The organism is Limosilactobacillus reuteri subsp. porcinus, from assembly GCF_036621895.1.
Lineage (GTDB): Bacteria > Bacillota > Bacilli > Lactobacillales > Lactobacillaceae > Limosilactobacillus > Limosilactobacillus reuteri_J.
In genome coordinates this window covers 1-14,079 of sequence record NZ_LN887377.1, presented here as the reverse complement: position 1 = coordinate 14,079, position 14,079 = coordinate 1, and the positions used below count along the sequence as shown (strand labels likewise).

The 14,079-nt window shown below is 37.8% G+C and carries 13 protein-coding genes, 1 riboswitch and 1 other annotated feature; of the genes, 7 read left to right on the top strand and 6 right to left on the bottom strand.

Annotated elements, in window-relative coordinates; genetic code table 11:
* Positions 1-62: 62 nt before the first annotated feature.
* Both AACL61_RS03470 and AACL61_RS03465 read right to left on the bottom strand, forming a co-directional pair.
* Positions 63-719, bottom strand: a complete 657-nt coding sequence (locus tag AACL61_RS03470; protein ID WP_102816861.1) for an NAD(P)H-binding protein — start codon at positions 717-719, stop codon at positions 63-65.
* Positions 720-847: 128 nt separating this feature from the next.
* On the bottom strand, positions 848-1,159 hold the full coding sequence (locus AACL61_RS03465; protein ID WP_094501394.1) for a winged helix-turn-helix transcriptional regulator: 312 nt from the start codon (positions 1,157-1,159) through the stop codon (positions 848-850).
* A gap of 97 nt (positions 1,160-1,256) precedes the next feature.
* Here AACL61_RS03465 and AACL61_RS03460 point away from each other — a divergent pair, with 97 nt between their 5' ends.
* Positions 1,257-1,859: a nitroreductase family protein gene (locus AACL61_RS03460; RefSeq protein ID WP_102816862.1), complete on the top strand. Its 603-nt coding sequence runs from the start codon at positions 1,257-1,259 to the stop codon at positions 1,857-1,859.
* A gap of 64 nt (positions 1,860-1,923) precedes the next feature.
* Entirely contained in the window at positions 1,924-2,376 is a 453-nt protein-coding gene (locus AACL61_RS03455; RefSeq protein WP_339110999.1) for a winged helix-turn-helix transcriptional regulator, read from the top strand.
* Here the strand turns inward: AACL61_RS03455 and AACL61_RS03450 are convergent.
* The 3 genes from AACL61_RS03450 to AACL61_RS03440 form a co-directional block, all read right to left on the bottom strand.
* Positions 2,369-3,682 carry a hypothetical protein gene (locus AACL61_RS03450; RefSeq protein WP_102816864.1) on the bottom strand — a complete coding sequence of 438 codons (1,314 nt, stop codon included), beginning with the start codon at positions 3,680-3,682 and terminating at the stop codon, positions 2,369-2,371. The two genes, AACL61_RS03455 and AACL61_RS03450, sit on opposite strands and share 8 nt — an antisense overlap.
* Before the next feature lie 10 nt (positions 3,683-3,692).
* Positions 3,693-4,868 carry an MFS transporter gene (locus AACL61_RS03445; protein WP_102816865.1) on the bottom strand — a complete coding sequence of 392 codons (1,176 nt, stop codon included), beginning with the start codon at positions 4,866-4,868 and terminating at the stop codon, positions 3,693-3,695.
* 149 nt (positions 4,869-5,017) lie between these two features.
* Positions 5,018-6,340, bottom strand: coding sequence for a C1 family peptidase (locus AACL61_RS03440; protein WP_102816866.1), 1,323 nt, complete (start codon positions 6,338-6,340; stop codon positions 5,018-5,020).
* Positions 6,341-6,557: 217 nt separating this feature from the next.
* Between AACL61_RS03440 and AACL61_RS03435 the strand changes: the two genes are divergently transcribed.
* Complete coding sequence (locus tag AACL61_RS03435; RefSeq protein WP_339110998.1) at positions 6,558-7,199, top strand: NAD(P)H-binding protein; 642 nt, start codon at positions 6,558-6,560, stop codon at positions 7,197-7,199.
* Between the two features lie 144 nt (positions 7,200-7,343).
* Positions 7,344-9,875, top strand: a complete 2,532-nt coding sequence (locus AACL61_RS03430) for a M1 family metallopeptidase (protein WP_339110997.1) — start codon at positions 7,344-7,346, stop codon at positions 9,873-9,875.
* A gap of 60 nt (positions 9,876-9,935) precedes the next feature.
* On the opposite strand, the gene AACL61_RS03425 is transcribed toward AACL61_RS03430, so the two are convergent.
* Entirely contained in the window at positions 9,936-10,388 is a 453-nt protein-coding gene (locus AACL61_RS03425; protein WP_216578137.1) for an Rrf2 family transcriptional regulator, read from the bottom strand.
* Positions 10,389-10,566: 178 nt separating this feature from the next.
* A riboswitch (THF riboswitch) is annotated at positions 10,567-10,665 on the top strand.
* A 54-nt stretch (positions 10,666-10,719) separates the two neighbouring features.
* Here AACL61_RS03425 and AACL61_RS03420 point away from each other — a divergent pair.
* The 3 genes from AACL61_RS03420 (at position 10,720) to asnS (ending at position 13,986) form a co-directional block, all read left to right on the top strand.
* Positions 10,720-11,280 carry a folate family ECF transporter S component gene (locus AACL61_RS03420; protein WP_180977159.1) on the top strand — a complete coding sequence of 187 codons (561 nt, stop codon included), beginning with the start codon at positions 10,720-10,722 and terminating at the stop codon, positions 11,278-11,280.
* A 59-nt stretch (positions 11,281-11,339) separates the two neighbouring features.
* Positions 11,340-11,592 (top strand) — a binding site (T-box leader).
* A 65-nt stretch (positions 11,593-11,657) separates the two neighbouring features.
* Positions 11,658-12,668, top strand: coding sequence for an aspartate--ammonia ligase (gene asnA, locus AACL61_RS03415; RefSeq protein WP_003665121.1), 1,011 nt, complete (start codon positions 11,658-11,660; stop codon positions 12,666-12,668).
* A gap of 19 nt (positions 12,669-12,687) precedes the next feature.
* Positions 12,688-13,986 carry an asparagine--tRNA ligase gene (gene asnS, locus AACL61_RS03410; RefSeq protein WP_003665123.1) on the top strand — a complete coding sequence of 433 codons (1,299 nt, stop codon included), beginning with the start codon at positions 12,688-12,690 and terminating at the stop codon, positions 13,984-13,986.
* Positions 13,987-14,079 lie beyond the last annotated feature (93 nt).

Here is a 14,079-nt window from a genome sequence, read left to right as displayed (position 1 = left end):
AAAAAAGATTTCCACGACCAGATGAATTATTCATCCAACCTATGAAAATCTTACACTAACATTTAATACCAGGCAGGTTTATCCCCGTCTGTATTTGGTTTATTCACACCAAAGTTTTTTCGTGCATATGGTGCCGGATCATCAATAATTTTTGCTACAAAATTACCAATTGACTTTCGCGAGACCTCGGTACCTTTAAATGGTTCTCCTTTTGCAGTCGTTTCGTAATCAACTTCATCCTTATCCGTTAACCAAGCAGGACGAATGATCGTGTAATCAAGGGTTGAATTTTCAATTACATCGGCAGCACTGCGATAAGTTCCTAAATAGCTATCTTTTTGGCCGCCACCTAACATTTCATTATTCCACTCACCAAATTTACCTGGAACCTCATCATAGATTCCAATCGAAGAAATCCAGACTAACGGCTTTACATCATATTTTTCCATCAAACTAACAATGTTTTTAGCTTGTTGCGTAATTTCAGGATTACGTAAATTAGCATAAACCACATCTGCTCGTTCAATTGCTGGCTCTAAATCACCAATATTTAGGACATCCCCTTTAATAACTGTTTCGCGATTTTCATCGACAACATTCATATTTTGTGGGTGCCGAGTAAATAGTAATAATTCATCATTGCCATTTGCTAACAATGCATCAATTGCGTGTCCAGCAATTTTTCCCGTTGCACCTAGAATCAAAACTTCTCTTGCCATTATTTCTACCTCCTCATAAATTCTACTTTTAGTATACAATTCTCTGTACCAATTAAAAGTAAGTACATACAAGTAAGGTAGTTACACTCAGGTAAGATATGATTGATGGACAAGTAATCGGCAAAATTTTATTTTTTAGTATATTTTTTGCCCCACTGGTTAATTGACCTAATTATTGGTACCAAACTTTTTCCTACTTCCGTCAATGAATACTCAGTCTTAGGCGGCACTGTCGAATAAACACGCTTTTGAATAATACTTGCTTCCTCTAAGTCCTTTAGTTGAAGAGCCAACATTCTCTTTGAACAATCCGGAATTAATTTTTGCAGCTCTGAAAAACGGCAGGGCTCATATTCACTAATTTGATATATAATTACGCTTTTCCACTTTCCATTTATTAACTTAAGCGTATTCTCAATCGGACAATCTTTTTCGACCATTTTTTCTCCTTTCTCTGGTGAAATAAAATTCACTTCTTGTATATTTTTGTTTTTCAGTTACTATTAGTAAGTAAATAAATGTACGGGAGTGATTATTATGAATTCACAATTTAATAGTTTAGTTGCAAATCGTCGTTCAATCTATGCGCTTGGTGATAATCTTTCACAAACACCAGAAGAAATTTTTGACTTAGTGAAGCAAACAATCAAAAACTCACCAACTGCTTTTAATAGTCAAACAGTACGGGCAGTCGTATTATTTGGCAAGTCATCAGATAAAGTATGGGAAATTGTTGAGGATGCTTTACGCAAAATCGCTAAGAGTCCAGATGCTTTTGAAAAAACAAAGGCCAAGATTGATAGTTTCAAAGCTGGTTATGGAACGATCCTCTACTTTACTGACACTACAATTGTGCACCAATTAGAGAATGATTATCCATCATATGCAGCTAATTTTGCAAACTGGGCTGAACAAGGCCTCGGTGGTGCTCAACAAGCCGTTTGGACAGCACTCGCAGAACAAGGAATCGGTGCCAGTCTTCAACATTATAACCCATTGATTGATGATGCAATTCATCAAGCATTTAATCTTCCAGCTGATTGGCAATTGCGTGCCGAAATGCCATTTGGTTCAATTGAGGCACCAGCTGGGGAAAAGACTCATCTTGATGACGAAGAGATGTTCAAATTAATTAAGTAAACTTATTTTTCTTCATCCTCTTGAACGTTATATAATTATTGTAAACGTTAAAGGAGGAATTTTAATGGAACGGCAACCTAAAATGTATAATACTGGAGCAGACTACGCTCTAGCAATCATCGGTGGTAAGTGGAAGTCCGTTATTCTCTATCTTTTAGCTGGTCATCCCCGACGGACAAGTGAACTAGTTAAGCAACTAGGAACTTCATATAAAGTCTTGAGTGACCAGCTTCGCGAAATGACAGATACCGGCCTCGTTATCCGTAAAAGTTTCAATACAATTCCTCCGCACGTTGAATATCGCTTAACTCCTGAGGGTGAGAACCTTTATGCTGCCCTTCGTTATTTAAATTACTGGGGTGAAAACAGAGCAAAACAAACTGGTGACATTAAAATCATGTGTACTGACGAAATGAAGCAGGTTGGCGATGATGGTTTGTGTGTCATCACTAAAAAACATCTTAATCATTGGTGCCAAGAAATTGTAAAAAGCAAGGACAAAGATATTTCTATCTAAGTTCTTGCTTTTTTGTGTTCTTTAATCTAAACGCCAATGCCATTATAAATATAATCATGTAACCCGCAAGAATAAGATGCGTATTCATGATAATTGGAAAGCTTTGAATACTTGTTTTTCCCACCGAAAACGCACCAAAAATTCTATTCATTCCTGTTGTTCCGGCAAAAATGAATAAACTTCCCCACATTACTAATTGGGAAATTATCCCCGCGATTGATGCATAGTAATAATTAACGATCGAAGAAATACTATAATTATGGGTTGCTTTCTCGTAGTCATCAATTGCTGTTTTACGTTCTGCACCGGCAAAGCTACGGATAATAAATACGCCAATAAAATATGTCGGCAACCAAAATGTTAAGAGAATTCCAATTGTTAGCATCACTAAGTTAACTTGGTAATCCTTAAATTGGAATAAACGGTGGGTTTGTTTTACCAATAATCCTCCAAAGACGAAAGCAAATAAGTAAGCAACAATTGTCCAAGAATACATTTTTGTGCCATACAAAATACCAATAAAGACAGTACTATATAAGGTCCAATACTGACCACAAGCACCATAAAGCATTATTCGTTGCCGTAAATGATTGGGATAATGAAGTAATCGCCGATGGTTTACCAGTAAAGCAAGGATCATCGTAATGAGGAAGATTAATAAAAGAGCAGTTCCCCATTCAAGTGGTTTCCCAAAGCCTAAAATTCTCCCTAATCGCAACAGTAACATCGCACCAAGCAAAATTAATGCTAGTAAGTAATTAGCCCCATGCAGACGAACTGGCAGCGGACGAATTGCATGGGGTGTTTCCCAAATTGATCCCATTGCACCAAAAGTAATGATTAACATTAAAGCAAAACTAATTACTGGCTTCTTTATCCACACAATTATCCCAAGCACAATCAAAACTATAATAACTTGAAAAAGCGGCTTAAGATGATCCTGCTGAGGTAAGAGTCCTTGCTTTATTAATCGTCTCCGCTGACTTATTGCGGTTGGAAATAGTCGAGAAGCAATCCCAGCACCTACACCTGACAAGTCCCAGAAGATTGGTTGAAATCCGCCAAGCATCCCTAAAAAGTAACCAATAATTCCACTATAAAGACCAATCCAGGCCAGTCGTTGATAATCATATTCTAAATCACGGCAAAATAACAAAATTGTATGCCGGAAAGCATAGAAAATAGCGAAGGGCAAAGCACCAATAAAGACATCAGACTGCTCTTTAGTAAGAGAAATATACAGCAGAAAAGGCATTAAATTTAATAATAAACTACAGACACCAGTCAACTTTTCTAATTTTTTCATTTTATTACCTCTAATGCTGGTCAATTGCACTATTCAGTTTCTTTCGGTTTACTAGGAAAATAATAATAACTAATGGAATAATGAATAGCATTACGGGATAAAAATATTTCACAGGTAACGTACTATCAATAATTCCCCCGATGATTGGCCCAAGCGTCATTCCAATATCAAGGCCGAGAAAGAATGTCGAACTTGCTAGACCGCGTTCATTATCTGGAGCTAGCATCATTGCTGTTGACTGACAAACAGAATAAATAATACCATAGCCAAATGCCATTCCAGCAGCTGCCAGTGCCATTTCAATGTTATTTTTCATAATACTTAACATAATAAGATAAAAGATTGTTGCAACCGTGCTTAAAATCAACCATGGTTCAAAACGGACAGTATCAAATTGGGTCCGTAAGAATAACCGGCTAAGTAAAAGAACGACAGCATAAATTAAGAAATAAGCGCCGACAGCAATAGATAAGTGCCGTTGTTCAGCATATTCAACAATATCTGCCTGCGTTGCAAAATATGGGATAGCAAATAAAGCTGTTAAAAGGGCAACTGGAATAGCATCTCGCTGAATAATTTTAATATGGAAGCCACTTTGTTTTACAGAGTGGGCTACCGGTTGGGCGCGATTACTGACAAACTGTATTGTGACAACAACCAGTAAAGCCGATAATGCTGAAATCACCATTGCAGCTCGATAACCAATAATTCGATATAAGTTAATTGATACAGCGGGGGCACATGCCATTGCCAAAGCGTTCATCAGTCCATAAAAGCTCATTGCTTCGCCAACATGATTAAATGGAACTAAATATGATAGCCAGGTTGTCATACAAACTGTACATAATACAAATCCTAATCCATTAACCAAACGGCATATTAACAAGAAAGTGCTATTAGGCGTTAACACATAACCTGCAACCCCAATAAAGCACAATATTCCACCCCAAAAAGCTAATGAATATTTTGAAAAACGATCAGTCAGATTACCAGCAATTGGTCGCAAAAACATTGAAACAATGCTCATCATTCCAACGATTATACCTGCAAAAGCACTTGATGCGCCTAAATCTTGAGCATAACCGTTAATCAATGGGTTACAGTACATATTACTAAACATAAAAAAGAATGAGGCTGCCATTACGAGCACAACATCTTTTGTAAAAATCGATTTTTCCTTCGCCATCAATTCCCCTGCTTTCTTTGTATGATTTTAATTAAATTCTAATTACTATCATACAACTATTTTGGGAAGTTAAATGATTTCCCAAGAAACAAATAAAGAGATTGGGTTTTGTTTCCCAACCTCTCCGTGTGTACTTCACTATTTATATTTTACTGCAAAGAATCCCAAGCTGGCAGAGTAACGGGTTCACTGTCAGCTACTTTCTTTACTCGATCGCTAAGGTACTTCTTATTAATAACAGCTTCATAAGTATACTCTTCAAACCAATCTTGGGTCATTACAAAGTATCCGTTATCGCCATTATCTTTACCCCAACTGTTTTCAATCTTCCATCGTGTAGGTTGATCATTTACCATGTCAAAGCCTGTTAATGTCATTGCATGAGAAACGACGGCTTGTTTAGTTTCCAAACGGTGCTTCTTATCCATTACAAAGTCAACATCAAGCAATTCCTCTCGATGATATAATTTCGCATCCATCAAGCCTCGCTTACGGTCCATTTGTTGGAGAACATCATTTCCAACCCAAACCGTTTCACCAGCTTGCAATTGTTTGATGGCTCCTTTTTGTAATTCTTCAAAAGGAACATTAACAAATTTAATTGGCAAACCATCAACCACACTATCTTGCGCTGGCATTAAATAACTCCGATCCATTTCATGATCAGGAGCGTTAGTAACTACAACATAGTCACTTAAGTTTGTATCAAAGTATTCATGATAGAACTTTAATGGCGTTAAGCCAAGAACTTGGTGGAACTTTTTATCATCATCCCGATATTCAAGATCAAATTTTGCAGGCGGTTCACCAAATGAATAAGCTGCAATCTTATAAACATCACCCATCATTCGTTCTTGTGCTTCCTGTAATTCCGCTGCACTGGCATTAGTTTGCACCATTGCCCGCAATTCAATTGCATCTTTGCGCATTAAACTATCAAATACTTCGGCCACATCTGAAGTATCCTTCGTATTATGCGTATCAGGCATTACATATTCTGGAACAACACCATATTTTTCGATAATAGAAGCAGCATTAGCCCATTGCCCACCATCATTTAATGCAAAACTAAGGTAGAAATCAACGGTTCGATCATGCAAAGGCTTATCAGCAGTTGCAATAATCTTTTGGAAAAACATATTTGCCCGCTCAATTCGGTCCCAGAAAAACAGATAATTTTGTGACAATTCAAAGTCCTTGAACTTATATTTCGTCGCAAACTTATGACGTAATGTGTTTAATGCTGCAAAAGACCAGCAACGCCCACTATGACGCTGGTTGGTTGGCTTACCTGTCTTAATTTCATAAGAAAATGCGCGATGAAGACGTTCACTTGCCGTTGGATCTTCACTCACAGCTTTAATCCCATTTTTTTGTATTGCCCGGGCAATAATTTCTGCATCTTTACGTGAATGAAATTCTTTCTTTAATTTTTCAACCATTTTTGAGGTTAAATCGTGTTCTTCAGTCACAATAAATCCCTTCTTTGCCTAAAATTCTAAAATGACTTATACATTATTAATGATACCGCATTTTAGGCAAAATTATTGAATTAAAGCTTTTCTATTTTAAGTAATCATCAATCCTTTACTGCTTATAAAAAATAAGCTTAAATTGTATTTAGTAAGTCACTTTTAATTATAAATTGTATGGACTGCGTTAAAATTCTATCTAGGAGGTTGATTAATTATGAAGAAAGTATTTGTTGTCGGTGGTTCAGGCCGTGTTGCTACTGACTTAATTAAAGATTTAGTTGCTACTGGTAATGAAGTTGCAGCTGGTGCTCACCATCCGGAAAAAGTTATTAAGTTAAACCACGTTACTGCTGTTAAATTGAACCTACATGATAGTGTTGAAAAAATCGCTGAATTAATGAAGGGCATGGATGTAGTTTACTTTGTTGCCGGATCACGTGGCAAAGATTTACTGCAAACTGATGCGATGGGAGCAGTTAAAACAATGCAAGCTGCCGAAAAAGACAGAATTAAACGTTACATTATGTTAAGCTCTCTCTATGCTTTACAACCCGAAATGTGGTCAAAAGTTCCATCATTAGCTTCAATTATGGACTACAATATTGCCAAGTTTTTTGCTGATAATTATCTCATCTCAAATACAAAACTTGATTACACTATCCTTCAACCCGCTAACTTAACTGAAGAACCTGGTACCGGTAAAATTCAAATTGGTGAAGGTTCTGCAACCTCTAATCCGATTCCAGACGTTGCCCAGACTTTAGCCGATATTCTACAACACGATAATACAATCGGCCACGTAATCATGATGCGGAGTGGAGATACGCCGATTGAAGAAGCACTAGATCAAATTTAATTTTTTACAGGTTGTTGACCAGACGAAATAGCGTAAGATTGGCCTACAACTTTTTCTATTCTAAAATCAGGTAATAGTTTAGCTAATTCTTCTCATCAGCCGTATAATAAACATTAAAAATAAATTAAGAAGGGAATCTTTTACATGGCAAAACTCGAACGCTTTTATAATACTTTCCAACCCGACCATTATGATGTTTTTATCGATATTAATCGAGCAAAGAAAACCATTAATGGAAAAACAACTATCACTGGTAACGCGACTGATCCTCAAATTGCAATTAATCAAAAAAATTTGCAGGTCACCAGCGTTCAAGCAGACGGTCAAGAATTAGACTTTAATATTGATAATGATGCCGAGGCAGTTCGGATTACCCTTCCGCAAACTGGTAAAGTAATTTTTACTGTAACTTATAATACTAAGTTAACTGATTCGATGATGGGAATTTATCCCTCATACTATGAGGTTAATGGGGAGAAAAAGCAAATTATTGGAACTCAATTTGAAACAACTTTTGCTCGGCAAGCTTTTCCCTGTGTCGATGAACCAGAGGCTAAAGCTACCTTCAGTCTAGCAATTAAATTTGATGAGCATCCTGGCGAAACCATTATCGCTAATATGCCAGAAGATCACGTTGAAAATGGCATCCACTACTTTGAACCAACTGTGCGAATGTCCACTTATCTTGTTGCCTTTGCATTTGGGGAACTCCAAAGTAGAATTACTGAGACAAAGGGTGGCGTCAAAGTAGGTGTATTCGCAACGAAAGCGCACCAACCAAAGGAACTTGATTTTGCATTAGATATCGCTAAGCGGGCAATCGAATTTTACGAGGATTTCTATCAAACTCCGTACCCTCTTCCACACTCATGGCAGTTAGCTTTACCTGATTTCTCTGCCGGTGCAATGGAAAACTGGGGATTGGTAACCTACCGTGAAGCTTACTTATTACTCGATCCAGACAATACTTCCCTTGAAATGAAACAATTAGTTGCAACTGTCATCACACACGAACTGGCTCACCAGTGGTTTGGTGATCTTGTGACAATGAAGTGGTGGGATGATTTATGGCTCAATGAAAGTTTTGCAAATATGATGGAATATGTTGCTGTTGATGTTCTCCAGCCTGACTGGCACATTTGGGAACTTTTCCAAACCTCAGAAGCGCCAATGGCATTACAACGGGATGCAACTGACGGTGTTCAATCCGTTCATGTTGATGTTAACAATCCGGCTGAAATTGATGCCCTATTCGATGGTGCGATTGTTTATGCCAAAGGATCGCGAATGTTAGTAATGGTCCGGGCACTTTTAGGTGACAAAGCGTTACGAGAAGGTCTTAAGAATTATTTTGCTGCTCATAAATACAGTAATGCAACCGGAGCTGACTTATGGAAAGCTCTTGGCAACGCATCGGGGCTTAACATTGGAAAAATCATGAATTCATGGCTTGAACAACCAGGCTATCCTGTTGTAACAGCAAAGATTAATGATGATGGCGACTTAGTACTATCACAAAAGCAATTTTTCATTGGTGACGGTAAAGATGTTGATCGGCAATGGCAAATCCCGCTTAATAGCAACTATGATGAAACTCCACAAATTATGGCGGAACAAGAACTTAACCTTGGAAATTATCAAGCATTACGTGATAAGAATGATCAACCATTCCGGCTAAATCTCGGTAATAATTCACACTTCATCGTAAAATATGACGATACGCTGCTAAACGATATTTTAGATCACGCTGATGAATTAGACCCGATCGCCCAGCGCCAACTTCTTCAGGATCTGCGGCTGCTTGCTCAAGGACAACAAGTATCTTATGCGTCATTAATTCCATTATTAAAGCAATTTAAAGATAGTACTTCTGCCATTGTTAACGCCGAACTATACCAAATTGCTAATAGCCTTAAAATGTTTGCTAAACCTGATTCTCCTGCTGAACAAGAACTGCGACAATTCTTTGATTTATTAAGCAAGGATCAGATAAAGCGGCTTGGTTGGTTACCTAAAGATGGTGAAAGCAATGACGATCAATTAACGCGCCCTTACATTCTTAGTGCTTCACTATTTGCACGCAATAATGATTCAATTACTCAAGCTCACCAAATCTTCACCGAAAATCAAGATAAATTAGAGTCCCTTTCGGCGGACATTCGTGGGTTGGTTCTTAAAAATGAAGTTCAAAACTTCGGAAGTGCTGAATTATTCGATAAATTGATCAAAGCTTACCAACAAACGGCGGACGCAAGCTTTAAACAAGACTTGCGAATGGCAATACCAAATACAACTGATCCAGCATTAATTGCAAAAGTTGTTAGTTACTTTGAAGATGCTAACATCATTAAGCCACAAGATTTACGAGCATGGTATCGCGGACTTCTTGCCAATAAAGCAGGTCAGCAAGCGGCCTGGAATTGGCTTCGTGATGAATGGCAATGGTTAAATGACACAGTTGGTGGCGATATGGAATTTGCTACCTTTATCACTGTTACTGCTGGCGTTTTCCATACTCCGGAACGATTGAACGAATTTAAGGATTTCTTTGAACCTAAACTTAATACACCAGGTTTAACCCGGGAAATTAAAATGGACATTAGTGTAATTGAAAGCAAAGTCAATTTAATTAACAAAGAGCAAACAGCTGTTAATGATGCAATTGCGCAACAATAATTAACTGTAAAGCCCTATAAAAAACGCAACTAAGGATTTTTCCTCAGTTGCGTTTTTATTTTAAATCTGCTTCTTTAATAAATCTAACTTTGTACTTTGGCGTTGTAGAATATCGTCGATTACATCTGCTAATGAAATTTGCTTCATCTCATTAAAAGCTGCTGCTTGAATCTGATCATAATACTTTTCTAATGACGCCTGAATATTTCCACCAACAATACACTTCAAATTAGTTTTGGGATCAACATGAAGTAAATCATGATCCATATTTATTGCCTGGTAGATATCAAACAGGTTAATCTCTCGTGGATTTTTAGCTAATCGCGGTTCAGCAGCCCCCTTTCTAGTTACGATCAAGCCAGCAGTCCTCAAATCTGACATTAATTGACGAACAACACTCGGATTCGACTCAATACTATCAGCAATCGCTTTACTAGATAAGTCACCATCCTGATAAATGTGCAAATAGCTTAATAAGTGAACAGCATCACTTAGTTTATATGAATATTTCATGCTCCCATTTTATCTTGTTGTTTTATAACATTCAAGTGTTATAGTATTAATTTATGATTTCTAATTTTAATAATTACGCTTGTTAAATAATTTTAATTCTAGCAAAATAAAGACATGATAAAAATAAAATCACATGTTTGACCTTGATTAATAAATATATTTAGCATATATTACTACTGTTGGGGTAGGAATCTCAGAGTTATTGTCTAACGGAACGGAATGTGAACGTTAGAAGGAGGCTTATAACTAGCTGCTTTGTTATTCCGCATTCACCATGAACGGAAACGTCAATGTGTTCCCTAACAAAATTTTCAAAAGGGAGTGGATTGATATGTCTACGTTATCATTTGCCGGACCGCGTTTTACTACAAAGAATTTAACTTTAGCTGCTATGCTGGTCGCACTGCAGGTAATCTTAAACAAACTTTCAATTGGAGATCCAGCGGTTTTAAAATTTAGTTTTGGTTTTATTGCCACCGCCCTTATTGGCTATTGCCTTGGACCATGGATTGGTGGATGGTCAATGGTCGTATCTGATATCATTAGTAATACTATTTTAAATTCAGGAAGCTTATTCTTTCCTGGCTTTACCCTCTCAGCATTTATCTCTGGTGTAATTGCAGGAATGTTCCTATACCAACAACGGATAAGCTGGCAACGAATTTTAATATATGAGTTTTTCCAAATTCTTCTTACTAATGTTATCGGCACAACTTTATGGCTTTACCTTATGAGCTTAAGTTCCAGTAGTACCGGCCATACTTTCATGGCTCTCCTCTTCATTCGTTTGCCAAAAGAGTTGATTACCTGGCCGATTGAAACCTTGCTTGTACTAGTTATACTGCGGCAATTATCACGATTAAATTTAATTGCAAAAAAGAACGAAAAATAAATTTATTTAAAAAAGTATTGCATTTTAAATGAATTAGGTTAAAATACAATTAACAAAATAAAAAAGCGATGAGAAAGAAGAGTAACTAGTTGTATTCGTTCAGTGAATTGGTGGTAGTGAGAAACCAGTCGACCCTACACTAGTGAATAACACTTTCGCGAGTGCTGCCAACCCAAATAAGTTTACTTAAAGTAGGCTTGGCCGGATCCGGACCGTTACCTCACCGGCAGAGCATGATGTGCTCTTGAGGAGGCCTAGTTTTATACTAGACAATTTGGGTGGTACCGCGGAAAAAAGCCTTTCGTCCCTTGATTATAAGGGGAACGAAGGGCTTTTTTAATTCATTCCTAAATCTATTATTTTAAGGAGTGTCTATTATGGACTTAACTATTCCAAAGGATTACGATCCACGTCTTTCAATCAGAGAAACTGAAGCTGCTATTCGTTATATTCGTGAAACTTTCCAAGACGAATTTGGTAAAGAACTAAACCTTCAACGGATGTCTGCCCCAATGTTTGTTGAAAAGAGTACTGGATTAAACGATAACTTAAACGGTGTTGAACAACCAGTATCGTTTGAAATGAAGGATATGCCAAGCGAAACTGTTGAAGTTGTCCATTCTCTCGCTAAGTGGAAACGTCTTGCTCTTAAGCGGTACGGTTTTGGGATGCATGAAGGTCTCTACACCAACATGAACGCCATTCGTAAGGAAGAAGACCTCGATAACTTCCACTCAATTTATGTTGACCAGTGGGACTGGGAAAAGGTTATTAGCAAGGATGAACGAACAGAAGAAACCTTAAAGGATACAGTTCGTGATATTTTTAAAGTGATTAAGCACATGGAACATGAAGTTTGGTACAAGTTCCCGCAAGCTGTTTACCATTTACCAGATGAGATTCACTTTGTTACAACGCAAGAGCTTGAAGATCGGTGGCCAGACCTCACCCCACTTGAACGGGAAGATAAAATTGCTAAAGAGCTTGGTGCTGTCTTTGTAATGAAGATCGGTGACAAGTTGCAACGCAGCGGTAAGCCTCACGATGGCCGAGCACCTGACTATGATGACTGGAGCTTAAACGGTGATATTATTTTCTGGTATGAACCTCTTCAACGCCGGATTGAAATTTCAAGTATGGGAATTCGGGTTAGTCCAGAATCAATGAAATACCAACTTGAACAAGCCGATGCAACTGATCGTGAAAAATTACCATTCCATAAAATGTTGCTCAATGGCGAATTACCATATACAATTGGTGGAGGAATTGGTCAATCTCGCCTTTGTATGCTCCTTCTTGGCAAAGCTCATATTGGAGAAGTACAGGCAAGTATTTGGCCAGAAGATATGATTAAGAAGTGTGAAGAGAACCACATTCAAATTCTATAATTTAAGGGAGAGTATAAAAGTGGAAACTATCACAATTAGTGAAGCACCAAAGCATGTTGGGGAAACAGTTAAAATTGGTGTTTGGTTAACTGATAAGCGTTCAAGCGGTAAGATTGCATTTTTACAACTCCGTGACGGAACTGGATTTTTCCAAGGAATCATCCGTAAAAATGATGTTTCTGAAGAAAAATTTGATTCTGCTAAGCATGATTTACACCAAGAAACCAGTTTTTGGGTAACCGGTGAAATCGCTGAAGACAAGCGTTCAAAGTTTGGTTATGAAATTCACATCAAAGACTTTGACATTGTTGGCGAAAGTGAAGATTACCCGATCGGTAACAAGGAACATGGAATTGATTTCTTGCTTGATAACCGTCATTTATGGTTACGTTCTCGCAAGCCGTGGGCATTAATGCGGATTCGAAGTCGTGTTAAGCTTGCGACAATGGAATTCTTCGAAAAGCATGGATTTACTCAATTTGATGCTCCAGAACTAACTGGAAGTGCTCCTGAAGGGACAACAGAATTATTTGAAACTGACTACTTTGATCGTTCTGCTTTCCTTTCACAATCTGGTCAATTATATGCAGAAGCTGGTGCCATGGCATTAGGTCGCGTTTACACGATGGGTCCTACTTTCCGTGCTGAAAAATCAAAGACTCGTCGGCACTTAATGGAATTCTGGATGATCGAACCAGAAATGGCTTGGATGCACCAAGATGAAAGCCTTAAGATTCAAGAGCAATACATTGCTTACTTGGTTCAAGACTTAATTGATCACTGTGCACGCGAACTTGAAATGGTAGGTCGTAGTGTAGAAAGTTTGAAGCCATTTACTGAATTACCATATCCACGAATCACTTATAAAGAAGCAATCGAAATGCTTCAAAAAGGTGGCTTTGATGTCGAATACGGTGCTGACTTTGGTTCACCAGAAGAAACCTACTTGGCAGATCAATTCCAAAAGCCAGTATTTATCTTGAACTATCCTAAAGAAATCAAGGCTTTCTACATGCCTGAAGACCCTGAAGATTCTCGCCAAGTTATCTGTGCGGACTTGCTTGCTCCAGAAGGCTATGGTGAAATTATTGGTGGTTCTGAACGTTCCTACGACTACGAATACATCACAAATAAGCTTGAAGAAAACGGCTTAAGTAAAGAAGATTACGGTTGGTACGACGATTTACGGAAGTACGGTTCAATTCCACACTCTGGATTTGGAATGGGACTTGAACGATTCTTAGCTTGGATTACTCTCCAAGACCACATTCGTGAAAACATTCCATTCCCACGGATGCTTAACCGTTTGAACCCTTAATAATCGAGTAGGAGATAATTGATTAGTTCAATTATTGACCTCTCACACCACCGTACGTACGGTTCCATATACGGCGGTTCGACAACTTAATCA